Genomic DNA, 25,358 nt, shown 5'->3' with positions numbered 1-25,358 from the left:
GCTCAGGTGCTGCCGTCGGCATCGATGACCGCCTTGGCAAAGGCCTGCGGAGCTTCCTGCGGAAGATTGTGGCCGATGCCGCCCGTGATCAGGCGATGATCGTAGCGGCCCGAAAACTTCTTGGCGTAGGCGCCAGGATCGGGATGCGGCGCGCCGTTGGCGTCGCCTTCCATCGTGATCGCAGGCACGCTGATGATGGGAGCCGCCGCGAGCTTGTTTTCAATCTCCTCGTACTTCGTCTCGCCCTTCTCGAGCCCGAGCCGCCAGCGATAATTGTGGATCGAGATCGCGACGTGATCCTTGTTCTCGAACGCCTTGGCGCTGCGATCGAAGGTGGCGTCGTCAAACCTCCACTGGGGCGAGGCCAGCTTCCAGATCAGCTTTGCGAAGTCATGCGTGTACTTCTCGTAGCCGGCGCGGCCGCGCTCGGTCGCGAAGTAGAACTGGTACCACCATTGCAGTTCGGCCGCAGGCGGCAGCGGCGCGCTTCCCGATGCCTGGCCGGAGATCAGATAGCCGCTGACAGAGACCAGCGCGCGGCAGCGCTCCGGCCACAGCGCGGCAATGATATCGCAGGTGCGCGCGCCCCAGTCGAAGCCGGCAAGAACCGCCTTCTTGATGTCGAGCGCATCCATCAGCGCGATGACGTCGACGGCCAGCGCGGCCGGCTCGCCGTTGCGCGGCGTCTCGCTGGAGAGGAAGTTCGTCGACCCATAGCCGCGCAAATAGGGGACGATCACGCGATAGCCGGCCTGCGCCAGGATCGGCGCGACGTCGACGAAGCTGTGAATGTCGTAAGGCCAGCCGTGCAGCAGGATGGCGACCGGACCGGTCGCTGGACCGGCTTCGGCGTAGCCGATGTCGAGCACACCCGCATTGATCTGCTTGATCGCGCCGAACGAAGCCGTTGCCGAAGACGGCGCGGCTGCCGTTTCGGCCCGCGCGAGGTCGATCACGCCAAAGCCGACGGCGGCAGTGCCGGCTGCGATGCCGAGGAAGCGGCGGCGATGCTGGTCGATGATCTCTGTCATGGTCTTGGTCCTTTGATGTCACTGACGTCGCTGCCGGGCATCCATTTTTGGCTTATGAGAGCCTCGCTGCAGCTACGTAAGTGACTATCAGCGTGCGACGCAGGACGCACGTCTGGAGTGAAAAGACGTTGTGAGGCCGGCACAGAACTCGTTTGCAAAACTCTGCAACAAAGCTTGCCGGGGAGGCTGACATCGTCGAACGGCCGAGCGGGTCAATTCCGGCCGCAGCGAGGTTTGTCCGCATCCATCCTCAGAGGATGGCGCTTGGTTCTTCTGCTCTGGGAAAACGTCAACAACTGAGTGCGCTCGCGCGTGGCGCCGATCAATTCGCACGTGTCCGGTTCACGTGCGATCCATCAGGTGCCCCACGGACATCCGCGAAATCGCGAGGAAGCGCCCTACCCCGTCGGCGTGCCCTGCTTCCACTGGCCGCCGGAGATTTTCGCCGCGGCGATCACGGCCTGGGTGCGGCTCTCGACGCCGAGCTTTTGCAGGATGGCCGAGACGTGGGCCTTGATGGTCGCCTCGGAGACACCGAGCTCATAGGCGATCTGCTTGTTCAGCAGTCCCTCCGACAGCATCATCAACACCCGCACCTGCTGCGGCGTCAGCGTCACCAGGCGGTCGCGCAGCTTGGTCATGTCGGGGTCGGAGGCGGTCGTCAGGTCGGTGTCGGCGGGAACCCAGACGTCGCCCTCCATGACCTTGAGGATGGCATCACGCAGCGTCTCGACGCCGAAGCGCTTCGGGATGAAGCCGGAGGCGCCGAAATCCAGCGAACGGCGGATCGTGGCGCTGTCGTCGGAGGCCGAGACGATCACCACCGGAATCGCCGGATATTGCGCACGCAGATAGATCAGCCCGGAAAAACCGGAGATGCCGGGCATCGAGAGGTCGAGCAGGACCAGGTCGACGTCGGAGGACTGTTCCAGCAGTTTCGTCAGGTCTTCGAACGACCCGGCCTCATCGATCTTCGCCGTGCTCAGGACGCCCGCCACCGCCTGCCGCAGCGCATCACGGAACAGCGGGTGATCGTCGGCAATGACGAGGTGGGTTGAGGGAGCGTTCATCGTTCTCTTGCTGTCGTTCACATCAGCGCCAGTAATCCGGACCGGAGCGATGGTCAATTCTTTCCCGGTCGGCCGTGGCATGCAAGGGCACATTATTCCTGCGCTGGAAAAGGGGTTAATCCTCAAACCGTGCCGGCGCGCTGCACTATAACTCGGCGCCGTCAGTTGGGTGTCAGTGCGCAAGGCCGAAAGTCGTATATGGGCGTGTTTCACGCCGATGTTACCTTGGGGGCAAGACCTGGGGTGATCCGGCATGTCCGGACAGCCGGGACGCGAGGAAACGAACTTCGGGGAGTCCAACTATGACAATGGCAGCGGCCGCCGGCGGCGTCGGGACGCGGGGAATGACCGGCGAAGAGAAGAAGGTCATCTTCGCATCTTCACTCGGTACCGTGTTCGAATGGTATGATTTCTATCTCTACGGATGGACTGCGGCCCAGATCGGCAAGGCGTTCTACTCGGCGTTCGACGCCAACACACAGTTCATCTTTGCGCTCCTGACGTTCTCGGCAGGCTTCCTGGTTCGCCCCCTCGGCGCGCTGGTGTTCGGCCGGGTCGGCGATCTCGTCGGCCGCAAATATACCTTCCTCGTCACCATCTCGATCATGGGTCTGTCGACCTTCCTGGTGGGCCTGACGCCCGGCTACCAGACGATCGGCTGGCTGGCGCCGACGATCCTGATCGGCTTGCGCCTCCTGCAAGGGCTCGCGCTCGGCGGCGAGTATGGTGGCGCCGCCACTTACGTTGCCGAGCATGCACCGCAGGGCCGCCGCGGATTCTACACTTCCTGGATTCAGACCACCGCAACGATCGGGCTCTTCCTGTCGCTGCTCGTTGTCTACGTCGTCCGCAACAGCATGAGCGCCGACTCATTCGCCGATTCGGGCCTCTCGGGCGGCTGGCGCATCCCCTATCTGCTCTCGATCCTGCTGCTCGGCATCTCGATCTGGATCCGCATGCAGCTCTCGGAGTCGCCGCTGTTCCAGAAGATGAAGGAGGAAGGCAAGGCTTCCAAGGCTCCGCTGTCGGAAGCCTTCGGCAATTGGCAGAACGGGAAGGTTGCGCTGATCGCCCTGCTCGGCCTCACCGCCGGTCAGGCCGTGATCTGGTATGGCGGGCAATTCTATGCGCGCGTGTTCCTCGTCAATACGCTCAAGGTCCCGGCGAACTCGGCTGACATCGCGCTCATCATTGCGCTTGCGATCGCGACCGTCGGCTTCCTGTTCTTCGGCTGGCTTTCGGACAAGATCGGCCGCAAGCCAATCATCCTGGCCGGTTGTCTGCTCGGCGCGGTGACCTATCACTACGCCTTCAGCCTGCTGACATCAGCTGCAAATCCGGCGCTCGAGAAGGCGCTGGCAACTGCGCCGGTCTCCGTGGTCGCCGATCCAAAGGACTGCAATGTGCTGTTCGACCCGGTCGGCGGCAGGGCGTTCACCAGCTCCTGCGACGTCGCCCGCAACGCGCTGATCGCATCATCGGTGAACTTCAGGCTGGAGCCCGCCGCGCCCGGCAGCCTCGCCAAGGTCGTCGTCGGCACCAAGTCGTTCGAGTCCGTGAACGGAACGGGCGCCGATCCCAAGGCCTTCGCGGCCGCCCGCGCCGCGTTCACGACCGCCGTGACGGCCGCGGTCGGCGAAGCCGGCTACCCGATCAAGGGAGCTGATCCGTCGGCGATCAACATGCCGCTGCTGATCGTCGTGCTGACCTACCTCGCGATCCTCGTGACCATGGTGTACGGCCCGATCGCGGCCGCTCTCGTCGAGCTGTTCCCGACGCGGATCCGCTACACCTCCATGTCGTTGCCCTATCATATCGGCAACGGCTGGTTCGGAGGCCTGCTGCCCCCGATCGCGGTCGCGCTGGTTGCCGCGACGGGTAATATCTATGCAGGTCTCTGGTACCCGATTGCGATCGCGTCGATGACCTTCATCGTCGGCCTGATCTTCGTGCCCGAGACCAAGGACGTCGACATCACCAAGACCTGATCGCCTCGCGCGACACCGACAAACGACCGGCCGCGGAGCGATCCGCGGCCGGTCTGCTTTTGAGGCCTATTGATTGCAGCCGATGAATTGCAGCACGATTTCGCGGCGGTGCGGGCGCGCGCGATGCTCGACCAGATAGATCGCCTGCCAGGTGCCGAGCGCAAGCCCGCCGCCCAGCACCGGCACGTGCAACGACGTCTGCGTCAGCATCGTCTTGATATGCGCGGGCATGTCGTCGGGTCCTTCGGTGTCGTGTGTCCACGGCAGGTTTTCCGGCGCGAGCCGAGAGAGCGCGGTGGTGAGATCGACGAGGACGGAGGGATCAGCATTCTCCTGGATCGTCAGTGATGCCGAGGTGTGGCGGATGAACAGCGTCAGCGCGCCATCGCGGGCGCGAGCCTCGGCGATGAATTTCACGAGCTCGCTGGTGAGATCGGTGAAGCCGCGGCCCTTCGTCTGCACGGCGAGCTGCGACGAGACGATCGTCGTGGCCTGCACCGACGATGGCGCCGAGCGTGTGATTGATTTGGCCGATGTCATGACATGTCTCGCGTCACGTCATATCTTCCCCGACACGTCCCTCTGCACGCGATTGGCCATGTCGATCAGCCGCCGCCAGGCCTTTTCCAGGAACGACATCGCGCGATCGAGGTCCTGGTCGCTCGGCAGCGGGATCTCGAGCTTGCGGTCGCCCTCGGCGGACTTTGGTTCTCGTGCTTGCGGCTCGGCCTTCTTCAAGGAATCGGATTTCGGCAGCGCCTCCTCAATCTTGCCGGGGACCGCCGGCCCTGCCGCGAGCTGCCCCTTGAGCTTTTCGACCTCGGCCTGGAGACGGCCGATCTCGGCATCGAGCGCCGCGCGCTCGTCGGGCACGGCGTAGCAGGCCCAGCCGGCATCATTCCTGGTGCAGGTCGAGACCGTGCCGGTGCGGGTGTCGAGCCGCAGCACGCCGTCCGGGATCGGCGTCATGCTGTACCGGCCGTTTTCGCCGTCGGGCGCCGATTGCGCCGCAGCCAGGGTGCCGCTGACCGCCGTCAGCGCAACGACCACGGCCGCAAGCCTTGATGTTGTGGATGATTTCGCAGGTCTCATCGCGCTCTCCGCCACGCCGCGCAGGTGCCACACCGCCAAATTCTACACCCCGGCGGGCGACGACGCATCGGCGGATCGCGCGGAGAGCTGCTGCGGTGCGGCGTCACGCTGTGTGCAGCGCTGGCGTACAAGGAAATATCCTCAATGAAATCAGACGGATAAAGGATCACGACGCGATCGTGACTTGGCTTGACTTGATTATGTGCGGTCAGTATGGTCCGCGCGGCTTTTGAGGGTGGCGAGCGTAATTTCCATTCAACCGCGGCGTTTCGGGTCTTCGTGGCATGGCTCAGGACACGGGACACAACGGGAATGGAGATCGCGATAGATCGCCCGAGGAAGCTGCGCTTTCCGAACGGCTCGGAAGTCTTGATCAGCGGTTGTCCGAAATTCGCGGCCGCCACATCAAGACCGAGCAACCCGCAGGTGACGGTGAAGACGGAGCGGCCAGAGCCTCGGCGATGGCGCTTGGTTTCCGGTTATCCTCCGAGTTGATCGCCGGGGTCGTCGTCGGGGCGGGGATTGGCTGGGGTTTCGACCGCTTGCTGTCGACATCGCCTTTCGGATTTATCGTGTTCACGCTGCTGGGCTTCGTAGCCGGCGTGGTGAATGTGGTGAGAACGGCGGGCGCGGGTCAGGACAGGCGCGGCGGGTCTTGAGCGAATCCGAACAAGAGAGGAATTGATCGCGCCGGTTTCGCCGGTGCGGGCCGGCCCGGCCGGCAGACCGAGACACGCCGGCTAGCCCGGCAGACCAAGAGATGCCGCGCCGATGAAAATCGATCCGATCCACCAGTTCAACATCGAGCCGCTCTTCACGCTGGGCCATATCGGCAATCACACGATCGCCTTCACCAATTCATCGCTCTACATGCTGGTGGCGGTGGCGATCATCTCGATCCTGATGCTTGCCAGCGGCACGCAGCTCGTTCCGGGCCGCCTGCAGTCGGTCGCCGAGATTTCCTACGAGTTCGTCGCCTCGACCATCCGTTCGACCGCCGGCTCGGAAGGCATGAAGTTCTTCCCGCTGGTCTTCTCGATCTTCATGTTCCTCTGCGTGTCGAATCTCGTCGGCGTCATCCCCTATACCTTCACGATCGCGAGCCATCTGATCGTCACGGTGGCGCTGGCGCTGCTGGTCTTCTTCACGGTGCTGATCTACGGCGTCGCCAAGAACGGCCTGAAGTTCTTCAAGATCTTCATTCCTCACGGCGTCCCCGGCTACATCCTGCCGCTGGTGATGTTCATCGAGATCCTGTCCTTCTTCCTGCGGCCTGTCTCCCACAGCGTCCGTCTGTTCGCCAACATGCTGGCCGGCCACATCGCGCTGAAGGTGTTCGCGGGCTTCGTCGCCATGCTGGGCTTCTCGCTCGGCGCCATCGGCTGGGTCGGCGGCGTGCTGCCGCTGGCGCTCACGATCTCGCTGTACGCCCTCGAGATCCTGGTCGCGTTCCTGCAGGCCTATGTGTTTGCGATCCTGACCTGCATCTACCTCAACGACGCCATTCATCCGGGACACTAAGCGGTCCGGGGAATTTCCACCCAAAACCCAATCTTTCTTCCAAGGAGTCTAAAATGGATCCGACAGCAGCAAAACTTATCGGCGCGGGCATCGCGTGCATCGGCATGGGCGGCGCTGGCGTCGGCGTGGGCGTGATCTTCGGCAACTACCTCGCCGCAGCCGTCCGCAACCCGTCGGCTGCCCAGGGCCAGTTCGGCAACCTGATCTTCGGCTTCGCCGTGACCGAAGCGCTCGGTATCTTCTCGCTGCTGATCGCGCTGCTTCTGCTGTTCGTTTTCTAAAGGACGACTTCTTCCGCGCCGCTTCATCCGGAGCGGCGCGTGACAGCAACAGGAGTACTCCATGGCCGAGAGTCCTGGCGGAGCGAAAGCACCGGCGACTGACGCCCACAGCGAAGCCGACGGCGGTCATCACGCCGGCGCGTTTCCGCCGTTCGAGAGCAGCACTTTCGCTTCGCAGCTGGTGTCGCTCGCGATCTTCTTCGTCTTGCTTTACGTGATCGTGTCCAAGCTCGCTCTGCCGAAGGTCGGCGGCGCGATCGAAGCGCGTCAGAACAAGATCGAGGGTGACCTCGCCGAGGCGCAGAAGCTGAAGGATCAGTCCGAGGCTGCGCTGAAGGCCTATGAGGGCGAGCTCGCTTCGGCGCGTTCGCGGGCACAGGCGATCGGCAACGAATCCCGCGACAAGGCGAATGCGCAGGCGGAAGCCGAGCGCAAGAGCCTGGAGGCGCAGCTGGCGGCCAAGCTCGCCGAGGCGGAAAAGACCATCGCCTCGACCCGTGCGACCGCCATGAGCAACGTCCGCGGCATCGCGGCCGATGCGGCAGGCACCATCGTGCAGCAGCTTACCGGGGTCGTTCCTGACACGGCGTCGGTCAATGCCGCCGTCGATGCGTCCTTGAAGGGTTAGTCGATATGTTCTTCGAACCAGAAACCTGGGTCGCCGTCGCCTTCCTGATCCTGATGGTCGTGTTCGGCTATCTCGGGGTCTTCAAGAAGGCGATGGCTGCGCTCGACCATCGCGCCGACCGCATCAAGGCCGAGCTCGACGACGCGACGCGCCTGAAGCAGGAAGCGGCCAAGGTGCTCGCCGACTACAAGGCGCGCAGTGCCTCGGCCGAACGCGAGGCCGCCGACATCATCGCCAATGCCAGGTCCGAAGCCGAGCGCATCGCGACCGAGGCCAAGGCGAAGATGGAAGACTTCGTCGCCCGCCGCACCAAGACCGCGGAGAGCAAGATCGCTCTGGCCGAAGCTCAGGCGCTGGCCGATGTCCGCGCCGCAGCCGCGGAAGCCGCCGTCCAGGCCGCCTCGACGATCCTGTCGCAGTCGGTCAAGGGCCAGGTCGCCGACGATCTGCTCGCCAAAGGCATCACCGAAGTTCGCCAGAAGCTGAACTGAGGGCAGACGCCTCACCCATCAAAAAGCCGGCGCGATGAGCGCCGGCTTTTTTGTTTGGGTGGTCTGTGGTGTCCCGGACGCGGTGCGGTGCAACGCTGCGCCGCAGAGCCGGGGTTGAGACCTACTTCCTCTTCCCGCGCGCCTTCGGCTCGGGCGCCAGTGCCTGGGGATCGAACCCGACGTAGAAGATGTAGGAATCGGCGACCGCAGCCGAGGGCACCGGATACGACAGATCCTCCGCGACGAAGGTGAACGGCACGCTCCCGCCTTCGGACATCGCGACCGTGGTCCGGTAGGCCTTCGAGGCGATCACCTTCTCGCCGACCCCGCCCTGGACCACGGCAACGCGCAGGGGCACCTCGACCGTGGCAGGCGCGCCGGCGGGGCCTGCGATGACGCGGCCCTGGATGCCGACCCGCGCAGTGATCTCGCCGCCGTTGCGGACACATTCGCGCGCCATCTTGGTGATCGAGGCCTGGAAGCGCACGTCGTTGCCGACGGCCGGCTTGCCCGTCGCCCCGACCCCATAGGTAGAGGCTCCCGCGCGCACCGTGACCTGCGGGCAATCGAGATCGTCATCCGCGGCCGGCTGGCCCGGCGCAGGCGTCGGCTGGGCAGGCTCGTCGGATTTGCCGCCGAACAGGCTCTTGAAGCGGTCCGTCAGCGATTGCGCCGCGACCGGCGAGACCGTCGCCGACAACACCGACAGCGCCAGCGCGATCATCGGACCCCGCCGCAGCGCATTCCGCAATGATCGAAGCTCCTTCATGAACGCCAGTACTCCATGACAACATCCCGGCCTGTCGCCGGCTCGTGCGGGTTATATCGCCAAAATCGGCGATCCCAAGGCGGGAAATCCAGGTCGGAAGAGGGTGATCTCGGCACGCGAGCAAGCGCGGCTCAGCCGCGGAAATCCTCATGCAGCAAGCCGTACAGCAGGTGGTCCTGCCACACCCCGTTGATGCAGAGATAGCGGCGGGCCAGCCCTTCACGGGAGAAGCCGCACTTCTCCAGCACCCGGATCGACGGCGCGTTGGTGGGGATGCAGGCGGCCTCGACCCGATGCAAATTGATCTCGCCGAACAGCGTCGGCAGCAGCACCCGGAGCGCCGCGGTCATGTAGCCGCGATGGGCATGGGGCTGGCCGACCCAGTAGCCGATGGTACCGGCCTGGACGATGCCACGCCGGACATTGGCGAGCGTGATGCCGCCGACCATGGCGCCGTCGAGTTCGCGGAAAATCAGAAAGGGATAGGAGCGATCCGAGGCGATATCCTCGGAATAGCGGCGCAGGCGGCGGCGGAAACCGGACCGGGTCAGATCGTCCGACGGCCAGATCGGCTCCCAGGGCGTCAAGTAATCGCGGCTGGTCTCGCGCAAATGCGCCCATTGCAGAAAGTCCGACATCTGCGGCGCGCGCAGCAGCAACCCGTTGCCACGCGGCGCGAGAGCAGCAGGTCCACTGGATGGCAAACGAAAGAGGGCCATAGTGATGCTTCCCGGAGGCGGGTCGTGCGCGGCTCCCTAGTGCAGCCGCGCCTTGGCACGCGCCTTGGTCAATCCTTCCGCAAAAGACACCGCCGTGTCCAGACCCCTCCCACTGCCCAATGCGACGACTGCAGGGCGGCTGCGCGAAAGCAGTGCACGCGCCGCATCGCGGGTCGATTCGACGCTGACGGCATCGATCCTGGCCACCAGCTCCTGCACCGTTTGCGGCCGCCCGTAGGCCAGTACGTGCCGGGCCAGTTGCTCGGCACGCGAGGAGCAGCTCTCCAGCGCCATCAGCAGACCCGCCTTCATCTGCGCCTTGGCGCGGGCGATCTCGGCCTCGGTCAGGGTCTCGACCGAATCATTCATGATGTCGACCACGACCTCCATCATTTCAGGCGCGTCGGCGGGATCGGTCCCGGTGTAGAGGCCGAAGAAACCGGTGTCGGTATAGGGCGCGTGGAAAGAGTAGATGGAGTAGCAGAGGCCGCGCTTCTCGCGCACCTCCTGGAACAGGCGCGACGACATTCCGCCGCCGAGGACGTTGGTGAACACCTGGAGCGAGAACAGCGACAGATCGGTTTGGGGCACGCCTTCCAGCGCCAGCGTCAGATGCGCTTGCTCGAGTTCGCGATGCACCACCTTGGTGCCGCCCTGGCCGAATTTGGCCGCCTGCGGTTTCGGCCCTGGCGTCGCCTCGAAGCTTGCAAAGCGCTTCTCGACCTCGGCCACCACCTGCTTGTGATCGACGGCGCCGGCCGCCGCCACCACCATGTCGGGGCCACGGTAATGCGTCGAGAGATAATCGCGCAGCGAGTCCCGGTTGAAGCTCTTTAGCGTCTTGGCAGTGCCGAGCAGCGAGCGGCCCATCGGCTGGTCGGGATAGCAGAGCTCGTTGAGGTGCTCGAACACGACGTCATCAGGCGTGTCCTGGGCCGCGCCGATCTCTTGCACGATCACATTCTTCTCGCGCTCGAGCTCGTCGGGTTCGAAGGCCGGATTGGCGAGGATGTCGGCCAGCACGTCGAGCGCCAGCGGCACGTCGGCCTTCATCACCCGGGCATAATAGGACGTCGTCTCGGTCGAGGTGCCCGCGTTGAGGTCGCCGCCGACCGCCTCGATCTCCTCCACGATCTCGCGCGAGGATCGCCCGGTGGTGCCTTTGAACGCCATATGTTCCAGGAGATGGGAGATGCCATGCTCGTTGGGCTTCTCGTCGCGGCCGCCGACGCCGGCCCAGACGCCGAGCGCGGCGGTCTCGAGGTGAGGCATGTTGTCGGTGACGACGGTCAGGCCGGACGCAAGCTTGGAAATCTCGACGCTCATCCGGCAACTCCCTGCTTTGCGGCGCGGCTGACCGACAGCACGAACCGCTCAACTTCGCCCTGGTCGTTCTTCATCACCTGCATGTGCTCGGATCTGGTCATGAGACCGTCGAGCCAGGCCGGCAGCAGCGGCCGCTGACCGCAAGCCGCATCCACGGCGTCGGGGAATTTGGCGGGATGCGCGGTCGAGAGCACGATATTGGGGACGGTCGTGTCGGTGGTGTCGCGATCGGCGACCGCGAGCGCCACGGCGGTGTGCGGATCGACAAGCTCGCCGGCCTCACGCCAGGCGGCGCGGATCGCAGCCGCCGTCTCGGTCTCATCGGCGCGGCCGGCGTCGAATTCTTCGCGGATCGCGGCGAGCGTCACATCCGGCAGCACGAAGCGGCCCGACTGCTTCAGCGAGTCCATCAGGCGGCGGACGCTCGCCGCATCGCGCTTGCTCGCCTCGAACAGCAGCCGCTCGAAATTCGAGGAGATCTGGATGTCCATCGAGGGCGATGCGGTGGCGTGCACCTCGCGCACCTCGTAGATGCCGGTCTTGAGCGTGCGAGCGAGAATGTCGTTGACGTTGGCCGCAATCCGCAGCGTGCGCACGGGAAGGCCCATGCGCTTGGCGACGTAACCTGCAAAAATATCGCCGAAATTGCCTGTCGGCACGATGAAGTCCACCGCACGCGCCGGCGCGCCGACGGCGACCGCCGAGGTGAAATAGTAGACCACTTGCGCGACGATGCGCGCCCAGTTGATGGAATTGACGCCGGACAGCGACGTCGCATCGCGGAAGCGGTGGTTGTTGAACATCCCCTTCACGAGCGCCTGGCAGTCGTCGAAATTGCCCTCGATGGCGAGCGCATGCACGTTGGCCGCGCCCGTCGTCGTCATCATGCGCTGCTGGACCTCGGAGACACGGCCCTGCGGAAACAGCACGGCGAGATCGACATTCTCCAGGCCCGCAAACGCATCGACTGCAGCGCCACCGGTGTCGCCGGAGGTTGCGACCACGATGGTGGTGCGCTGGCCTCGCTTGGCGAGCACATGATCCATCAGCCGCGAGAGCAGCTGCATCGCGACGTCCTTGAAGGCGAGCGTCGGACCGTGAAACAGCTCCAGCACGAATTGATGCGGCGACATCTGGCGCAGCGGCACCACGGCCGGATGTCGGAAGGTGGCATAGGCCTCGTTCGCCATGCGGCCGAGCTCGGCGTCGGAAATCTCACCGCCGACGAAGGGACGGATGATTTCGACCGCGACTTCCCAATAGGGCCGGCCGAAGAAGCTTGCGATGGTCTCGGCCGACAGCTGCGGCCAGGTCACCGGCACATAGAGACCGCCGTCGCGGGCAAGCCCGGTCAGCATCACGTCGCAGAAGCCAAGCTCAGGGGCCTCGCCCCGGGTCGAGATATAACGAGTCAAACTGCCCTCCAAAGGCCGGCCCGAGCCGAATTCTGGCCTTAAGCCTTTGATTTCACGATGTTCCTAGTTCTTCAGCCAGAGGCTTCCGGCACCATAGAGTGTTTTGCGGGGCCACACCATGCCCAAGGAAAAAGGGCTGCGGCGATGCCACAGCCCTCTCTTGGAAGGTCTGTCGTTGATATGTGCAGACCGGTTTTCGTCGCTGGGGCGCCTGCCCCAAAAACTGCTCGTTCGAGCTATCGTCAGCCGTCACGGAATCGTCAAGGGCAAAAACGGTGCGCGACGCCAAATGTTCCTGTTTTTCCCGATGCGCCACAGCAGAGCCGATGATCAGGTCGCCCCGGAGTCTCGCCCCATGACCGTTTTTCCTGTCCCGCCGCGTGGGACCAGGAACAAGCACTGCATCCGTCCATTGTGTCGGTGGAAGCGTACCGAGCCGCCGTCCACACATGGCCCGAACGCGCGGCGGCATTGATCCGTCGGCCGAACCGGCAGCATCCTGGAGCAGCCGGTTCGATCCCTGACCCTATGTCAGTTCATCCCGATTTCCACCGCTATCCTGATCAGGTCGGAATGGTTCTTGGCCCCTAATTTCTGCTTGAGCAGGGAGGTGGTGTTGGCAACGGTCTTGTAGGAGATGCCGAGCGCCTCGGCGACCTCGACGATCTTGTTGCCGCGTCCAAGCAGGCGGAGAATCTCGAGCTCCCGCGGCGTCATCTGCGAGGCTGGATTGGCCTTGATCGCGGCGCCCGAGAACGTCACGGCCTCAGCAAGCTGTGGCGAAATGAAATGGTCGCCTGCGGCCACCCTGCGCACCGCCTTGAGCAGGATCCGGGGATCGTCGCCCTTGGAGACATAGCCCTGCGCCCCGAGCTCGACCGCGCGCACCACGAAAGCCGGATCGTCGTTCATGCTGAACATGATGATCTTGGCATCCGGGTCGTCCTTGCGGATCCGGCGCATCAGCTCGAAGCCGGAGACATCAGGCAGGTTGACGTCGATAACGGTCACGTCAGGACGCCTGCTGACATAGGCCCGGTGGCCGGACTTGGCGTCGCTCGCCTCGTCGATCCGGATCGAATGGTCGGACGAAAACAGGGTGCGACAACCTGACAGCACCACGGGATGGTCGTCAACAATCAGGATCCGGGTCCCCGGCTTGGCGGTATCTTGCATCGTGCACTCTCTTGTTGTGGCACTCATAGACCGACGGGAACAAATGGAAAGAGAGAAATCCGCCAATGCACGTTAGAATTGACCTAATGTGGCAACGACTCTCGTTCAGAACCCGGCTGTTTCTTCCGCTCGGCCTCAGCTTTCTGGCCGCGCTGGCCATGGGCGGCGTGCTGTTGCAAGCGTTTGCGACAGGCCAGCTGGCAGACGAGAGCGAACCTGGCGGACGTTCGGCGCGGGCCGTCGCTGTCGCGCTCAACAGCACTCTGAGGACGTCAGACAATCCACGGAAGATGCTCGACGCATTCGTCAGTTCCTTGAGCACCTCCTCCGATATCCAATTCCGTCCCTTACAAGCGGGTCCCCCGCCTTCGATGAAGGAGGGCCTGCACGAGGTGCATGGCGTGCCCCGATGGTTCGTGGACCTGATCGGCATCCCCGCCATGGAGGCGGCGTCTCCGGTCCTCATCGATGACAAGCCCGTCGGCGACATCGTGTTCATCCCCGACCTGTCGGCCGACCTGTTCGAGAAATGGATCGGCTTTCTGGCGCTGATGAGCCTGATCGCCCTGCTGATGCTGCTGACCGGAACGATCGCGTATCTGTTTGCGACATCGGCGCTGGGCCCCCTGCAGAATCTCGGCGCAGGCCTGACCCGCATCCGGCGTGGCGATTATACGACGCCGATTCCTGTCGCGGGGCCGCCGGAAATCCGGCAAGCCTGCGAGGAGGCCAATGCGCTGGCCATGACGCTCGCGCAATTGAGCCAGGACAATCGCAATCTCTTGCACCGACTTGTGTCGCTCCAGGACGATGAGCGGCGCGATCTCGCGCGCGAGCTGCATGACGAGCTCGGACCTTTATTGTTCAGCATCCGCGCCGGCACGATCGCGTTGAGCGAAGGCTCGGCGCAAGCAGGACATCTCGGCAATTCCGCGCAGGAGGTGATGCGATCGATCGAGACCCTGCAGTCGACCAACCGTCGCATTCTCGACCGGTTGCGGCCGCTCTACATCGCGGAATTGGGGCTCGAGGGGAGCGTGCAGACGCTGCTCAGCAATTTTCGCAGGCAGGCGCCGCATATCGGCCTCACCGCGACGATCGATCCGGCAATCGACGAGATCGAGGGGCCGCTGGCCCAGACCATCTACCGCGTGATCCAGGAGGGCTTGACCAACGTGCTGCGTCACGCGGGAGCACGGAACGTCCATGTGGCGGCGGCGATATCAGGCGATGCGGTTGCGGTGGAGGTTTCCGACGACGGTGGCGGCTTTCCGGCCGACAATGTCTTTGGCCGCGGCCTGACCGGCATGCATGAACGTGTGCGCGCGCTGAGCGGATCGCTATCACTTCTGCGCGCGGAAGAACGGACCTACGTGCGCTGTAGCCTTCCGCTCGGCGAAGCCCGGAACCCGATATCCGGCTAGCACGCCGCGCAATCGTGCGATCCCTGCTCGGCCGGCTCGCACACCGTGCTGTAGATTTTGCCTTCCGCACTGAAGCGAAACGAGGCGCGGACGCGCAACGCGCCGGCGACCGAATATTCGAGATCGATGCCGTTCTGCGCAGGATGGATTTCCTCGAGGCCGAAGCCCACCGAGGAGAAGGCGCTGAGCTTCGGTCCCCAATACGTCTCGAGCTCGCGCCGGCCACGATAGAGATGCGTGCCGTTGCACATGCATTCCACCTCGCCGTCATCGGCATAGAGGTCGAGCAGCGTCGCGAGGGCGCCTTTGCGGCAGGCATCCACCCAATCGACGACGAGTCCCATCTGATCGAAATCGCGCAAGGCCAGCAATCCTGTTGCCGCGAGAACAAGGCGAGAGGCGGCTTAAGGCCACCCTCGTGAATATGGACTGAATAATAAACCCCGGGCGATTCCGGGTCCTGCCCGGAACCTACCGATTTGCGTACGTGTGCCGACGTCCCTTCAGCCAGACGCCGAATGCGACCAGCACAGCGCCGGCAAGCAAGAACCACGTGACGGCATATTGCAGATGATCGTCCTTCAGATGCACATCGAGCGGCCCCGGACGCGGAATGCCGTTCTCGGGCACCGGCTGCTCGAGATCGACGTAGAACGGCGCCACCGCACCCCAGCCCAGCGCGCTTGCGATCGCCGGATGATCGCGCACGAACCACAGCCGCTTGTCCCGGTTCGCCGCCGGCGTGAGCCAGCTTGGTGCTTCGGGAAAACGAAGATAGCCGGTGAGCACGACGGGGGCGCCGGTGACGAGCTTCTTCACCGCGCGATCCTCGACGCTGCGATCCTGCATCGTGTTCTCGACGAAACCCGCATCGATCACGACCATCTCGCCGCTCGGCAGCCGCGCCGGCAGGAAGGCCCAGGTGCCCGGAGTGGATGCATCCTTGCGCACGGCGGAGCCGGAGGAATAGACCATCGCATCCGGCATCGCTGCATAGGTTGCGGTGAAGCTGACACGGCGAAATTCGTCGCGCGCAGGCGTCAGCGTGGCCCATTGCGCAGGCGGCGGCAGCGCGACCGGCGGTTCCGCGAGGCGCTCGGTGAGCGCGGCGACCAGCTCGTGCTTGGCGGTGCGGCGCTGCAATTGCCAGACTCCGAGCGCCACGAAAGTCGCGGTCAGCAGGAGCGTGAACAGCGCGAAGCCGGCCACGCGGGGCGTGCGCGCAGCCTCGTTCATTTCGCGCGGTCGACCAGCCGGCCGGGTGCCGCCTTGTGATGGAATTGCAGCGCGATCAGCAGCGATTTCATGGCGCGTAGCGGCAGCAGCGTCGTCGCGAGAATCAGCGGCAACCACAGCACGGCGTGCAGCCAGAACGGCGGCTGATATTTGACCTCGACGACGAGCGCGCAGCCGACCACGATCGCGCCGGCCAGCATGATGATGAAGATCGCCGGGCCGTCGCCGGCATCGATGAAGGCGTAGTCGAGACCGCAGCGGTCGCAGGACGGCGCGAGAGTCAAGAAGCCCGCATAGAGCTTGCCCGCGCCGCAGCGCGGGCATTTGCAGGCGAGCCCGCGCAGCGCGCTTTGCAGGACAGTTGGCTCGGCAGTCGGCTTTGGTTCAGGGGGGCCGGCAGTTTCGCTCATGACGCACACTTCTATCACAGTTTTGGCCGGGGCCTCTGGCGCTGGAAAGCGAAAGGGCGGCCCTGCGGCCGCCCTTTCCAGATCGATCCGTCGCGACCCTAGTGCGCGCCGTGGGCCATGGTCTCGGCACCATGTCCCCAGACATAGATGCACAGGAACAGGAACAGCCAGACCACGTCGACGAAGTGCCAATACCAGGCGGCGAATTCGAAGCCGAGGTGCTGCTTCGGCGTGAAGTGGCCGGCATAGGCGCGCGCCAGGCAGACGATCAGGAAGATGGTGCCGACCAGCACGTGGAAGCCGTGGAAGCCGGTCGCCATGAAGAAGGTCCCGCCATAGACGTTGCCGGCGAACGAGAAAGCAGCGTGGCTGTACTCATAGGCCTGCACGCAGGTGAAGGTCGCCCCCAGCAGGATGGTGAGGATCAGGCCGTATTTCAGGCCCTGACGGTCATTCTCGAGCAGGGCGTGATGTGCCCAGGTGACGGTGGTGCCCGACGTGAGCAGGATCAGCGTGTTGAGCAGCGGCAGATGCCAGGGATCGAAGGTTTCGATGCCGTGAGGAGGCCAGGTGCCGGGCACCGAGCAGGCGCCGGGCGCGGTGCCGAGGCCGCAGCCGAACACGGCATCCCGGGTGGCATGGACGGCATCGGCCGGGAACAGCGCTGCGTTGAAATAGGCCCAGAACCAGGCGACGAAGAACATCACCTCGGAGGCGATGAACAGGATCATGCCATAGCGGTGATGCAGCTGCACGACGCGGGTGTGATCGCCCTTGTATTGGGCTTCCTTGATCACGTCGCCCCACCAGCTCGCCATGGTGTACAGCACGCCGACGGTGCCGACACCGAACACGATCGGCGCGGCCGCGTACATGTGGTGCATCCAGGAGATCGCACCGAGCGCCATGATGAAGGCCGAGACGGAGCCGACCGCCGGCCACGGGGAGGGATCGACCAGATGGTAGTCGTGATGCTTGCCTTGCGCGGTAGCCATTGCGGTCTGTCTCCTCAATCCCGTGCCTGTCAGGCACTTATCCCCTTATTCCAGCCCCTGAGCGTCAACCCGGCGGCTGGAGATTACCCTTGCGTTTGTCGTCGTCACCGGATGCGAGCGGCTTCACCACCGGATCCTTCACCGGATAGAACGTGTAGGACAGCGTGATCGTGCTCAGCCCGTCATTGTCGTGATCGTCGACGATCGACGGATCGACATAGAACACCACGGGCATCTCGCGCTTCTCGCCGGGCGCCATGGTCTGCTCGGAGAAGCAGAAGCAGTTGATCTTCTCGAAATAGGACCCGACCGTCAGCGGTGCGACGTTATAGGCGGCCTGGCCGGAGGTGGTGCGGGCGGCCTGGTTGGTCACGGTATAATAGATGGTCGTGACCTGGCCGATATTGACCTCGATCTCGGTCTGCTCAGGCACGAACTTCCAGGGCAGGCCCGGCGCGACGTTGGAATCGAAACGGACCGCGATCTTGCGGGCGATCGGACCGGTGGCAGGCGCCGAGGTTGCGACCTGGGTCGTTCCGTTGAAGCCGGTGGCGCGGCAGAACCAGTTGTAGAACGGCACCGCGGCGTAGGACGCGCCGACCATCAACGCGACCACGCCGCCGCAGATCGAGGCGACCAGCACATCGCGGCCCAAGCCCCCTGAACGGCCCTTCCCGTCGGTTCGGCTCTGATCCTGCGATATGGTCGGCTTCTGATCCATCTCTGTCACATCGGGCGAACTAGAACCGCCGGGCCCTTGACCATGGTGACGGCGAAGAAAAGGATGACGAGGACGCCGAGGGCGAGCGCGATTGCGATCGAGCGCTGACGACGGCTCTTCTTCTGCGCCTCGGTGAGGACGATTCCATCTGGCTCGGGTTTGTCAGCCATCCCTGCCTCATGCGCCCCATGCCATCGGAGCAACCGCCCGGAACACGACCTCGGCCAGCAAGGTCGCGAACAGCGCGAACAGATACAGGATCGAGAAGGCAAACAGCTTTCGCGTCGCGCGCAGCGACTGGCTGCGTTCGCGACGGATATAGACGTTGATCGCGAGCACAAGCATGCCGGCACCGAGGATCAGCGAGACGATGCCGTAGAGGGCATCGAAATAACCGAGCGCCCAGGGCGCAGCGGCGACCGCGATCAGCACGATGGTGTACAGCAGGATCTGGAGACGGGTCGCGTCCGGGCCGGCGACGTTGGGCAGCATCGGAATGCCGGCGCGGGCATAGTCGTCGGAGCGGAACAGCGCCAGCGCCCAGAAGTGCGGCGGCGTCCAGAAGAAGATGATCGCGAACAACAGCAGCGGCTCGACGTCGACCGTGCCTGTCACGGCAGCCCAGGCGACCACCGGCGGCAGCGCGCCGGCAGCGCCGCCGATTACGATGTTCTGCGCGGTCCAGCGCTTCAGGCCGATCGTGTAGATCACGACGTAGAAGAAGATGGTGAAGGCAAGCAGCGCGCCCGCGATCCAGTTCACGAGAATGCCGAGCGTCATCACCGAGAAGAAGGCGAGGGTCATGCCGAACGCCATCGCCTCGGGACGGGTGATGCGGCCGCGCGGGATCGGACGGTTCGCGGTTCGCGACATTTTGGAGTCGATATCGCCCTCGAGCGCCATGTTGAGCGCGCCCGAGGCGCCGGCGCCGACGGCGATGCAGAGCAGTGAGGTGATCGCCAGAACCCAGTGGAAGTGCCCCGGCGCCATCGCCATCCCGACCAGCGCGGTGAAGATCACCAGCGACATCACCCGCGGCTTGAGCAGCGCGAGATAGTCGCCAACCTCCGCCTCGGAGATGCGGGGATTGATGTCGATGGCGTTCTGATCGAGGACGGACACTTAAACCTACTCGTTTCGTTGCAGAGCCGCGGCGCCCGTCTCGGACGCCGCGGAGTCTCCTTGCTTACTGCACGCGAGGCAGCACTTCGAACTGGTGGAAGGGCGGCGGCGAGGACAGCGTCCATTCCAGCGTGGTGGCACCCGCACCCCAGGGATTGTCGCCCGCGGGCACCTTCTTCATGAAGGCATCGAGCACGCAGTACAGGAAGATCAGCACGCCGAAGCCGGAGATGTAGGAGCCGATCGACGAGATCAGGTTCCAGCCGGCGAACGCATCCGGATAGTCGACATAGCGGCGCGGCATGCCCGACAGGCCGAGGAAGTGCTGCGGGAAGAACACCAGGTTGACGCCGATGAAGGTGACCCAGAAATGCGCCTTGGCCAGCGTCTCGTTGTACATATAGCCCGTCATCTTCGGGAACCAGTAGTACCAGCCGGCGAAGATCGCGAACACGGCGCCGAGCGACAGCACGTAGTGGAAGTGCGCGACGACGTAGTAGGTCTCCTGCAGCACGCGGTCGACACCGGCGTTCGCCAGCACGACGCCGGTGACGCCACCGACGGTGAACAGGAAGATGAAGCCCACCGCCCAGATCATCGGCGCGCGGAATTCAATCGAGCCGCCCCACATCGTGGCGATCCAGGAGAAGATCTTCACGCCGGTCGGCACAGCAATGACCATCGTCGCGGCGACGAAATAGGCCTGCGTCGCGCTCGACATGCCGACCGTGTACATGTGGTGCGCCCACACCACGAAGCCGATGCCGCCGATCGCGACCATGGCGTAGGCCATGCCGAGATAGCCGAACACGGGCTTGCGCGAGAAGGTCGAGACGATCTGGCTGACCATGCCGAAGCCCGGCAGGATCAGGATGTACACCTCGGGGTGACCGAAGAACCAGAACAGATGCTGGAACAGCACCGGGTCGCCGCCGCCGTCGGGGGCGAAGAAGGTGGTGCCGAAATTACGGTCGGTGAGCAGCATGGTGATCGCACCGGCGAGCACCGGCAGCGACAAGAGCAGCAGGAACACCGTCACCAGGATCGACCACACGAACAGCGGCATCTTGTGCAGGGTCATGCCCGGCGCGCGCATGTTGAAGATCGTGGTGATGAAGTTGATGGCGCCGAGGATCGACGAGGCACCCGCCAGATGGAGCGAGAGAATCGCGAAGTCGACCGCGGGACCGGGATGGCCCGAGCTCGACAGCGGCACATACATGGTCCAGCCGGTGCCGACGCCGTTGGCTCCCGGCTCGCCCTCGACGAAGGACGACAGCAGGAGCAGCGCGAAGGAAGCCGGCAGCAGCCAGAACGAGATGTTGTTCATGCGCGGGAACGCCATGTCCGGCGCGCCGATCATCAGCGGCACGAACCAGTTGCCGAAGCCGCCGATCATCGCCGGCATGACCATGAAGAAGATCATGATCAGGCCGTGAGACGTCACGAACACGTTATAGGTGTGCGTTTCGTGGAAAATCTGCACGCCCGGATACATCAACTCGGCACGGATCGCGATCGACATCGCGGCACCGATGATGCCGGCGATGACCGCGAAGATCAGGTACATCGTGCCGATGTCCTTGTGATTGGTCGAATAGACGTAACGCCGCCATCCGGTCGGATGGGCGTGCTCGTGATCATGTCCGTGGTCTTGCGCGTGATCGCCGTGTGCCGCTGCGCTGGTTGCCATTTTCAAATCCTGCCTTGCGTCCGTTCGGACCCCTGGAGGTCCCGCCCTTTATGTCGCTTTCAGTCCCTTGAGCCGTCGCCCGGCGCTTACTGCGTCGGGCCGGCCGCGGAGGCGAAGGTGCTGGTGCCGCCGCTCGCATATTTCTTCTTCGCCGATTCAACCCAGGAGGCGAACTCCTGGTCGTTCACGACGCGAATCGCGATCGGCATGAAGGCGTGGTCCTTGCCGCAGAGCTCCGAGCACTGGCCGTAGAACATGCCGGTCTTGGTGGCCTTGAACCAGGTCTCGTTCAGACGCCCCGGAATGGCGTCGATCTTGACGCCGAAGGCCGGCAGCGCGAACGCATGGATGACGTCGGCGCCGGTGACCTGAACGCGAATCACCTTGTTGACCGGCACCACCATCTCGTTGTCGACGCCGAGCAGGCGGGGCTGCTTGTCCTGGGCCATCAGCGAGTCGAACTCGAACTTGCCGTTGTCGGGATAGGCGTAGGACCAATACCACTGCTTGCCGGTCGCCTTGATGGTCAGATCCGCTTTCGGCACGTCGAGCTCGAGGAACAGCAGCCGGAACGACGGCACCGCGATGCCGACCAGGATCAGCACCGGCACCAAGGTCCACACCACCTCGATCAGCGTGTTGTGGGTGGTCCGCGACGGCACCGGATTGGCCCTCGCGTTGAATTTCACGACGACGATCACGAGCAGCGCCAGGACGAACAGCGTGATCGCGATGATCAGGTAGGACAGGAAATTGTGGAACGAGACGATGTTGTCCATCACCGGGGAACCCGAGCCCTGCAGGTGCCATTCCCACGGCGCCGGCTGCCCGAGCTCGGCGAATGCCGTGCCGCCCGTCACCAGCGTGATGCCAGTCGCCACCAAGGCGATGGTGGCCAATCCCAGCAATTGCCGGCCCACCCGACTCATCGACATCCTCATGCCGTTCGCGCTCCCCTTACGAAATCACCCCAAGTGCGCCCCCCTGTTTGCGGGAAACGCTTATTCGATCCGCCCGCCTGACAACCGCCGCGCAAGAATACCTCAAGGAGGAATTCGGGCCGGATCGCTAGAACGCCGAAATCAAGCCTCTCAAATCATAATTCTTGATCTATCGCAATGCAGTCTTCGGCCCCTCTGTGAGCCATGACCCGCAACATATCTCCAAGCAACATCAGACAAAAATACCGCTTCCCGGGATGCCGCCGCTTGACAGCCGGATTGCCCGCTGTAGGCACAGGCGCAGGGCCGCGCAGGAACCTGATTCGTGGCGACCATGCAGCCAAGGCCGCGCGGAATTTGCTAGTGAATTGCCTTCAAGACGCCGTCATTCCCGTATCAGTCCAGCGCGAGCGAGCGGAGGGACCGACCCCGATGGGGCATTCGAGATGCATGGCAGGATCGGTTCTAGGGCCGGCTGACCGCCTCAGGAACCTGGTCGGCCTCCTGGCTGTCGCAGTTTTCCTTGCCTTGCCCGGCCTTTTCCTGCCAAGCCTCGCCCATGCGCAGGGCGCGGTGCGCTCCGTCCATGGCGACTGGCAGATCCGCTGCGACACCCCGCCGGGTGCCCAGGCCGAGCAATGCGCCCTGATCCAGAGCGTGGTGGCGGAAGACCGCTCCAATGCCGGCCTCACCGTGATCGTGCTCAAGACCGCCGACCAGAAGAGCCGCCTGATGCGGGTGGTCGCTCCCCTGGGCGTCCTGCTGCCCTCCGGCCTTGGCTTGAAGCTCGACAACCAGGACGTCGGCCGCGCCGGCTTCGTCCGCTGCCTGCCCAATGGCTGCGTCGCCGAGGTCGTCATGGACGACAAGTTGCTGGGCCAGCTCCGCAGCGCCAAGACCGCAACCTTCATCATCTTCGAGACGCCCGAAGAGGGCATCGGCTTCCCGCTCAGCCTGAACGGCCTCGGCGAGGGCTACGACAAGCTGCCGTAGGGTCAGGCCCGCGGCGAACCTATTGTTTCCGTAATGTGAGGCGTCGCGCTCTCGCGGAACGGGTCTGAAACCATTATCTTGCCTCACATCCCCCGATAATGGACGGACGCATGACCAACCCCGCCACGACCTCCCTGCTCGACCGCGCCAATCTCGACCGTGACCAGGTTCGCAACGAGGTCGCGCGCGGCCTTGCCGGCGCCGACGACGGCGAATTGTTTCTGGAATACAGCCAGACCGAAGCGCTGATGTTCGACAATGGGCGACTGAAGCAGGCGACCTACGACACCTCGCAAGGGTTCGGCCTGCGCGCCGTCAAGGACGATGCGGTCGGCTATGCGCATTCCTCCGACGTGTCGCTGCCGGCGCTGATTCGCGCGGCCGATGCGGTCGCGGCCGTGCGCGGCGGTTATTCCGGCAGCTTCGCGGCGCCGCCAGCGCATACCAACGTTCGGCTTTATGGTGACGACAACCCGCTCGATGCCCCGGGCTTCGAGACCAAAGTCAAGCTGCTCGCCGAGATCGACGCGTATTTGCGCGACAAGGATCCGCGGGTGCGGCAGGTCAGCGTCAGCCTGGGAGCGACCTGGCAGGTGGTCGAGATCCTGCGGCCCGACGGCGAGAGCTATCGCGACATCCGCCCGCTGGTGCGCGTCAACATCTCCGTCGTGGCCGGCCAGGGTGACCGCCAGGAGAGCGGCAGCAAGGGCTATGGCGGCCGCGCCGGCTATGCCGAATTCATCGAAAGCAAGAACTGGCGCGACGCCGCCGACGGCGCGCTGCGCGAGGCGCTGGTCAATCTCGAATCGATACCCGCCCCTGCGGGCGAGATGGACGTCGTGCTCGGCGCCGGCTGGCCCGGCGTAATGCTGCATGAAGCGGTCGGCCACGGTCTCGAGGGCGACTTCAACCGCAAGAAGACCTCTGCGTTTGCCGGCCTGATGGGCCAGCAGGTCGCGGCCAAGGGCGTCACCGTGGTCGACGACGGCACCATTGCCTCGCGCCGCGGCTCGCTCTCGATCGACGACGAGGGCACCCCGACCAATCGCACCGTGCTGATCGAGGACGGCATCCTGGTCGGCTACATGCAGGACCGTCAGAACGCGCGGTTGATGAACATGAAGCCGACCGGCAACGGCCGCCGCCAGGGCTATGCCCATGTGCCGATGCCGCGCATGACCAACACCTACATGCTCGCGGGCGACCGCGACCCGGCCGAGATTCTCGCGTCGGTGAAGAACGGCGTGTTTGCCGCGAATTTCGGCGGCGGACAGGTCGACATTACCTCGGGCAAATACGTGTTCCAGTGCACCGAGGCCTACAAGATCGAGAACGGCAAGATCGGTGCGCCCCTGAAGGGCGCCATGCTGATCGGCAACGGGCCGACCGACCTGCATCGCATCCGCATGATCGGCACCGATCTCGCGCTCGATAGCGGCATCGGCACCTGTGGCAAGAACGGTCAGGGCGTGCCTGTCGGCGTCGGCCAGCCGTCGCTTCTGATGGAACGCATTACGGTGGGTGGAACAGGCGCATGAGCGTGGAAGACAAAGCAACCGTCAGCACCAAGCGGAAGAGCAGCGGCTGGGCCGGACAGCTCATGCAGCTCGCCGGCATCGTCGCCGCCGTCTTTATCGCCAAGGGCGCGCTGGCCGAGCCGTTCTACGTGCCGTCGGGCTCGATGGAGCCGACGCTGCTGATCGGCGACGCGCTGCTCGCCTCGAAATTCCCCTATGGCTACGGCACCTCGTCGCTGCCAATCCAGATCAACCTGCCGGAAACCGGCCGTGTGTTCGCGGAGATGCCGAAGCAAGGCGATGTCGTGGTGTTCCGCTGGCCCGGCGATCGCTCGCAGGCCTGGGTCAAGCGCGTCGTGGGCTTGCCCGGTGACCGCATCCAGATGCGACAGGGTCAGCTCTTCATCAACGATCGTCCTGCCGAATTGAAGCCGGATGGCGTTGGCGCCGCCGAGGACGACAATGGCAGCAGCGAGCCTGCCTACCGCTACGTCGAGACATTGCCGAACGGCGTCAAGCATCTGATCTTCAAGATGCGCGACAACGGGCCGCTGGACAACACGCCGGAAGTGACCGTGCCTCCAGGGCATCTGTTCGTGCTCGGCGATAACAGGGACAACTCGGCTGACAGCCGCGTGCCGCTGCGCTCCGGCGGCGTCGGCCTGCTGCCTGTCGACAATCTGGTCGGCCGTGCCGACGCCGTGCTCGGCTCCTGGGATCTCGGCATGCGCAGCCAGCCGGTCTGGACCTGGCTTTCCGGCTTCCGCCTCGCGCGGTTCTTCACTGCCGTGCACTGAGC

Annotated in this window: 28 protein-coding genes; 10 read left to right on the top strand and 18 right to left on the bottom strand. The window is 64.3% G+C overall.

What is annotated here, in order from left to right; all coding sequences use genetic code 11:
- Positions 1-2: 2 nt before the first annotated feature.
- Both ACVWZ4_RS15070 and ACVWZ4_RS15065 read right to left on the bottom strand, forming a co-directional pair.
- On the bottom strand, positions 3-1,031 hold the full coding sequence (locus ACVWZ4_RS15070; protein ID WP_456740643.1) for an alpha/beta fold hydrolase: 1,029 nt from the start codon (positions 1,029-1,031) through the stop codon (positions 3-5).
- Positions 1,032-1,429: 398 nt separating this feature from the next.
- Entirely contained in the window at positions 1,430-2,101 is a 672-nt protein-coding gene (locus ACVWZ4_RS15065) for a response regulator transcription factor (RefSeq protein ID WP_456700007.1), read from the bottom strand.
- A 302-nt stretch (positions 2,102-2,403) separates the two neighbouring features.
- Here ACVWZ4_RS15065 and ACVWZ4_RS15060 point away from each other — a divergent pair, with 302 nt between their 5' ends.
- On the top strand, positions 2,404-4,089 hold the full coding sequence (locus ACVWZ4_RS15060) for an MFS transporter (protein WP_456700008.1): 1,686 nt from the start codon (positions 2,404-2,406) through the stop codon (positions 4,087-4,089).
- Positions 4,090-4,155: 66 nt separating this feature from the next.
- Here the strand turns inward: ACVWZ4_RS15060 and ACVWZ4_RS15055 are convergent, their stop codons facing one another.
- Both ACVWZ4_RS15055 and ACVWZ4_RS15050 read right to left on the bottom strand, forming a co-directional pair.
- Positions 4,156-4,629: a secondary thiamine-phosphate synthase enzyme YjbQ gene (locus ACVWZ4_RS15055; RefSeq protein WP_456700009.1), complete on the bottom strand. Its 474-nt coding sequence runs from the start codon at positions 4,627-4,629 to the stop codon at positions 4,156-4,158.
- A gap of 18 nt (positions 4,630-4,647) precedes the next feature.
- A complete protein-coding gene (locus ACVWZ4_RS15050) occupies positions 4,648-5,181 on the bottom strand; it encodes a hypothetical protein (protein WP_456700010.1) in 534 nt (177 codons plus the stop codon).
- 284 nt (positions 5,182-5,465) lie between these two features.
- Here ACVWZ4_RS15050 and ACVWZ4_RS15045 point away from each other — a divergent pair, with 284 nt between their 5' ends.
- From ACVWZ4_RS15045 to ACVWZ4_RS15025, 5 genes are all read left to right on the top strand, one after another.
- Positions 5,466-5,840 carry an AtpZ/AtpI family protein gene (locus ACVWZ4_RS15045; protein WP_456700011.1) on the top strand — a complete coding sequence of 125 codons (375 nt, stop codon included), beginning with the start codon at positions 5,466-5,468 and terminating at the stop codon, positions 5,838-5,840.
- Between the two features lie 112 nt (positions 5,841-5,952).
- Positions 5,953-6,702: a F0F1 ATP synthase subunit A gene (locus tag ACVWZ4_RS15040; protein ID WP_092238255.1), complete on the top strand. Its 750-nt coding sequence runs from the start codon at positions 5,953-5,955 to the stop codon at positions 6,700-6,702.
- Between the two features lie 53 nt (positions 6,703-6,755).
- Complete coding sequence (locus tag ACVWZ4_RS15035; protein WP_092238250.1) at positions 6,756-6,983, top strand: F0F1 ATP synthase subunit C; 228 nt, start codon at positions 6,756-6,758, stop codon at positions 6,981-6,983.
- A gap of 61 nt (positions 6,984-7,044) precedes the next feature.
- Positions 7,045-7,611: a F0F1 ATP synthase subunit B gene (locus tag ACVWZ4_RS15030; protein WP_456700012.1), complete on the top strand. Its 567-nt coding sequence runs from the start codon at positions 7,045-7,047 to the stop codon at positions 7,609-7,611.
- Between the two features lie 5 nt (positions 7,612-7,616).
- Positions 7,617-8,102, top strand: coding sequence for a F0F1 ATP synthase subunit B family protein (locus ACVWZ4_RS15025; protein ID WP_456700013.1), 486 nt, complete (start codon positions 7,617-7,619; stop codon positions 8,100-8,102).
- Between the two features lie 121 nt (positions 8,103-8,223).
- On the opposite strand, the gene ACVWZ4_RS15020 is transcribed toward ACVWZ4_RS15025, so the two are convergent.
- From ACVWZ4_RS15020 to ACVWZ4_RS15000, 5 genes are all read right to left on the bottom strand, one after another.
- Positions 8,224-8,871, bottom strand: a complete 648-nt coding sequence (locus ACVWZ4_RS15020; RefSeq protein ID WP_456700014.1) for a hypothetical protein — start codon at positions 8,869-8,871, stop codon at positions 8,224-8,226.
- A gap of 131 nt (positions 8,872-9,002) precedes the next feature.
- On the bottom strand, positions 9,003-9,590 hold the full coding sequence (locus tag ACVWZ4_RS15015) for a GNAT family N-acetyltransferase (protein ID WP_092238235.1): 588 nt from the start codon (positions 9,588-9,590) through the stop codon (positions 9,003-9,005).
- A gap of 36 nt (positions 9,591-9,626) precedes the next feature.
- Positions 9,627-10,916, bottom strand: coding sequence for a M16 family metallopeptidase (locus ACVWZ4_RS15010; RefSeq protein WP_456737053.1), 1,290 nt, complete (start codon positions 10,914-10,916; stop codon positions 9,627-9,629).
- Positions 10,913-12,331 carry a threonine synthase gene (thrC, locus tag ACVWZ4_RS15005; RefSeq protein ID WP_456700016.1) on the bottom strand — a complete coding sequence of 473 codons (1,419 nt, stop codon included), beginning with the start codon at positions 12,329-12,331 and terminating at the stop codon, positions 10,913-10,915. The genes ACVWZ4_RS15010 and thrC overlap by 4 nt, the downstream gene beginning before the upstream one ends.
- Positions 12,332-12,862: 531 nt before the next feature.
- The gene (locus ACVWZ4_RS15000; protein ID WP_456700017.1) at positions 12,863-13,507 is read right to left on the bottom strand and encodes a response regulator transcription factor; all 645 of its coding nucleotides are present in this window, start codon (positions 13,505-13,507) and stop codon (positions 12,863-12,865) included.
- An 86-nt stretch (positions 13,508-13,593) separates the two neighbouring features.
- Between ACVWZ4_RS15000 and ACVWZ4_RS14995 the strand changes: the two genes are divergently transcribed.
- Positions 13,594-14,931 carry a histidine kinase gene (locus tag ACVWZ4_RS14995; protein ID WP_456740642.1) on the top strand — a complete coding sequence of 446 codons (1,338 nt, stop codon included), beginning with the start codon at positions 13,594-13,596 and terminating at the stop codon, positions 14,929-14,931.
- Here ACVWZ4_RS14995 and ACVWZ4_RS14990 read toward each other — a convergent pair.
- The 9 genes from ACVWZ4_RS14990 to coxB all read right to left on the bottom strand — a co-directional run bounded on the left by ACVWZ4_RS14990 (position 14,928) and on the right by coxB (position 22,049).
- Complete coding sequence (locus ACVWZ4_RS14990; protein WP_456700019.1) at positions 14,928-15,293, bottom strand: nuclear transport factor 2 family protein; 366 nt, start codon at positions 15,291-15,293, stop codon at positions 14,928-14,930. The two genes, ACVWZ4_RS14995 and ACVWZ4_RS14990, sit on opposite strands and share 4 nt — an antisense overlap.
- A 109-nt stretch (positions 15,294-15,402) precedes the next feature.
- Positions 15,403-16,167, bottom strand: a complete 765-nt coding sequence (locus tag ACVWZ4_RS14985; RefSeq protein WP_456700020.1) for an SURF1 family protein — start codon at positions 16,165-16,167, stop codon at positions 15,403-15,405.
- Positions 16,164-16,577, bottom strand: a complete 414-nt coding sequence (locus ACVWZ4_RS14980; protein WP_456700021.1) for a DUF983 domain-containing protein — start codon at positions 16,575-16,577, stop codon at positions 16,164-16,166. The genes ACVWZ4_RS14985 and ACVWZ4_RS14980 overlap by 4 nt, the downstream gene beginning before the upstream one ends.
- A gap of 98 nt (positions 16,578-16,675) precedes the next feature.
- Entirely contained in the window at positions 16,676-17,572 is an 897-nt protein-coding gene (locus tag ACVWZ4_RS14975; RefSeq protein WP_092238211.1) for a cytochrome c oxidase subunit 3, read from the bottom strand.
- Between the two features lie 64 nt (positions 17,573-17,636).
- Complete coding sequence (locus ACVWZ4_RS14970) at positions 17,637-18,293, bottom strand: cytochrome c oxidase assembly protein (RefSeq protein WP_456700022.1); 657 nt, start codon at positions 18,291-18,293, stop codon at positions 17,637-17,639.
- 5 nt (positions 18,294-18,298) lie between these two features.
- Positions 18,299-18,463 carry a CoxF protein gene (locus ACVWZ4_RS14965; RefSeq protein ID WP_148754405.1) on the bottom strand — a complete coding sequence of 55 codons (165 nt, stop codon included), beginning with the start codon at positions 18,461-18,463 and terminating at the stop codon, positions 18,299-18,301.
- A gap of 7 nt (positions 18,464-18,470) precedes the next feature.
- Positions 18,471-19,415, bottom strand: coding sequence for a heme o synthase (locus ACVWZ4_RS14960; protein WP_456737049.1), 945 nt, complete (start codon positions 19,413-19,415; stop codon positions 18,471-18,473).
- A gap of 64 nt (positions 19,416-19,479) precedes the next feature.
- On the bottom strand, positions 19,480-21,108 hold the full coding sequence (gene ctaD, locus ACVWZ4_RS14955) for a cytochrome c oxidase subunit I (RefSeq protein WP_456700024.1): 1,629 nt from the start codon (positions 21,106-21,108) through the stop codon (positions 19,480-19,482).
- 86 nt (positions 21,109-21,194) lie between these two features.
- The gene (gene coxB / locus ACVWZ4_RS14950; protein WP_456700025.1) at positions 21,195-22,049 is read right to left on the bottom strand and encodes a cytochrome c oxidase subunit II; all 855 of its coding nucleotides are present in this window, start codon (positions 22,047-22,049) and stop codon (positions 21,195-21,197) included.
- Between the two features lie 432 nt (positions 22,050-22,481).
- On the opposite strand from coxB, the gene ACVWZ4_RS14945 reads away from it, so the two are divergent.
- The 3 genes from ACVWZ4_RS14945 to lepB all read left to right on the top strand — a co-directional run bounded on the left by ACVWZ4_RS14945 (position 22,482) and on the right by lepB (position 25,356).
- On the top strand, positions 22,482-23,042 hold the full coding sequence (locus ACVWZ4_RS14945; protein ID WP_456700026.1) for an invasion associated locus B family protein: 561 nt from the start codon (positions 22,482-22,484) through the stop codon (positions 23,040-23,042).
- A gap of 110 nt (positions 23,043-23,152) precedes the next feature.
- The gene (gene tldD / locus ACVWZ4_RS14940; protein ID WP_456700027.1) at positions 23,153-24,580 is read left to right on the top strand and encodes a metalloprotease TldD; all 1,428 of its coding nucleotides are present in this window, start codon (positions 23,153-23,155) and stop codon (positions 24,578-24,580) included.
- Positions 24,577-25,356 carry a signal peptidase I gene (gene lepB, locus ACVWZ4_RS14935; protein WP_456700028.1) on the top strand — a complete coding sequence of 260 codons (780 nt, stop codon included), beginning with the start codon at positions 24,577-24,579 and terminating at the stop codon, positions 25,354-25,356. Before tldD ends, lepB begins: the two co-directional genes overlap by 4 nt.
- Positions 25,357-25,358 lie beyond the last annotated feature (2 nt).

Source organism: Bradyrhizobium sp. USDA 4472 (genome assembly GCF_054058595.1).
This window is presented reverse-complemented; position numbering and strand designations above follow the sequence as displayed.

Excerpts from the sequence above, each read along its gene's own strand:
- ACVWZ4_RS15060 (WP_456700008.1), top strand. The coding sequence starts at position 2,404 with ATGACAATGGCAGCGGCCGCCGGCGGCGTCGGGACGCGGGGAATGACC.
- ACVWZ4_RS15070 (WP_456740643.1), bottom strand. The coding sequence starts at position 1,031 with ATGACAGAGATCATCGACCAGCATCGCCGCCGCTTCCTCGGCATCGCA.
- ACVWZ4_RS14995 (WP_456740642.1), top strand. The coding sequence starts at position 13,594 with ATGTGGCAACGACTCTCGTTCAGAACCCGGCTGTTTCTTCCGCTCGGC.
- tldD (WP_456700027.1), top strand. The coding sequence starts at position 23,153 with ATGACCAACCCCGCCACGACCTCCCTGCTCGACCGCGCCAATCTCGAC.
- ACVWZ4_RS14965 (WP_148754405.1), bottom strand. The coding sequence starts at position 18,463 with ATGGCTGACAAACCCGAGCCAGATGGAATCGTCCTCACCGAGGCGCAG.
- ACVWZ4_RS14980 (WP_456700021.1), bottom strand. The coding sequence starts at position 16,577 with ATGAGCGAAACTGCCGGCCCCCCTGAACCAAAGCCGACTGCCGAGCCA.
- ACVWZ4_RS15040 (WP_092238255.1), top strand. The coding sequence starts at position 5,953 with ATGAAAATCGATCCGATCCACCAGTTCAACATCGAGCCGCTCTTCACG.
- ctaD (WP_456700024.1), bottom strand. The coding sequence starts at position 21,108 with ATGGCAACCAGCGCAGCGGCACACGGCGATCACGCGCAAGACCACGGA.
- ACVWZ4_RS15065 (WP_456700007.1), bottom strand. The coding sequence starts at position 2,101 with ATGAACGCTCCCTCAACCCACCTCGTCATTGCCGACGATCACCCGCTG.
- ACVWZ4_RS14970 (WP_456700022.1), bottom strand. The coding sequence starts at position 18,293 with ATGGATCAGAAGCCGACCATATCGCAGGATCAGAGCCGAACCGACGGG.
- ACVWZ4_RS15015 (WP_092238235.1), bottom strand. The coding sequence starts at position 9,590 with ATGGCCCTCTTTCGTTTGCCATCCAGTGGACCTGCTGCTCTCGCGCCG.
- ACVWZ4_RS15030 (WP_456700012.1), top strand. The coding sequence starts at position 7,045 with ATGGCCGAGAGTCCTGGCGGAGCGAAAGCACCGGCGACTGACGCCCAC.
- ACVWZ4_RS15045 (WP_456700011.1), top strand. The coding sequence starts at position 5,466 with ATGGCTCAGGACACGGGACACAACGGGAATGGAGATCGCGATAGATCG.
- ACVWZ4_RS15000 (WP_456700017.1), bottom strand. The coding sequence starts at position 13,507 with ATGCAAGATACCGCCAAGCCGGGGACCCGGATCCTGATTGTTGACGAC.
- ACVWZ4_RS15035 (WP_092238250.1), top strand. The coding sequence starts at position 6,756 with ATGGATCCGACAGCAGCAAAACTTATCGGCGCGGGCATCGCGTGCATC.
- ACVWZ4_RS14975 (WP_092238211.1), bottom strand. The coding sequence starts at position 17,572 with ATGGCTACCGCGCAAGGCAAGCATCACGACTACCATCTGGTCGATCCC.
- ACVWZ4_RS15010 (WP_456737053.1), bottom strand. The coding sequence starts at position 10,916 with ATGAGCGTCGAGATTTCCAAGCTTGCGTCCGGCCTGACCGTCGTCACC.
- lepB (WP_456700028.1), top strand. The coding sequence starts at position 24,577 with ATGAGCGTGGAAGACAAAGCAACCGTCAGCACCAAGCGGAAGAGCAGC.
- coxB (WP_456700025.1), bottom strand. The coding sequence starts at position 22,049 with ATGAGGATGTCGATGAGTCGGGTGGGCCGGCAATTGCTGGGATTGGCC.
- ACVWZ4_RS15055 (WP_456700009.1), bottom strand. The coding sequence starts at position 4,629 with ATGACATCGGCCAAATCAATCACACGCTCGGCGCCATCGTCGGTGCAG.
- ACVWZ4_RS15025 (WP_456700013.1), top strand. The coding sequence starts at position 7,617 with ATGTTCTTCGAACCAGAAACCTGGGTCGCCGTCGCCTTCCTGATCCTG.
- ACVWZ4_RS14985 (WP_456700020.1), bottom strand. The coding sequence starts at position 16,167 with ATGAACGAGGCTGCGCGCACGCCCCGCGTGGCCGGCTTCGCGCTGTTC.
- ACVWZ4_RS14945 (WP_456700026.1), top strand. The coding sequence starts at position 22,482 with ATGGGGCATTCGAGATGCATGGCAGGATCGGTTCTAGGGCCGGCTGAC.
- ACVWZ4_RS15050 (WP_456700010.1), bottom strand. The coding sequence starts at position 5,181 with ATGAGACCTGCGAAATCATCCACAACATCAAGGCTTGCGGCCGTGGTC.
- ACVWZ4_RS15020 (WP_456700014.1), bottom strand. The coding sequence starts at position 8,871 with ATGAAGGAGCTTCGATCATTGCGGAATGCGCTGCGGCGGGGTCCGATG.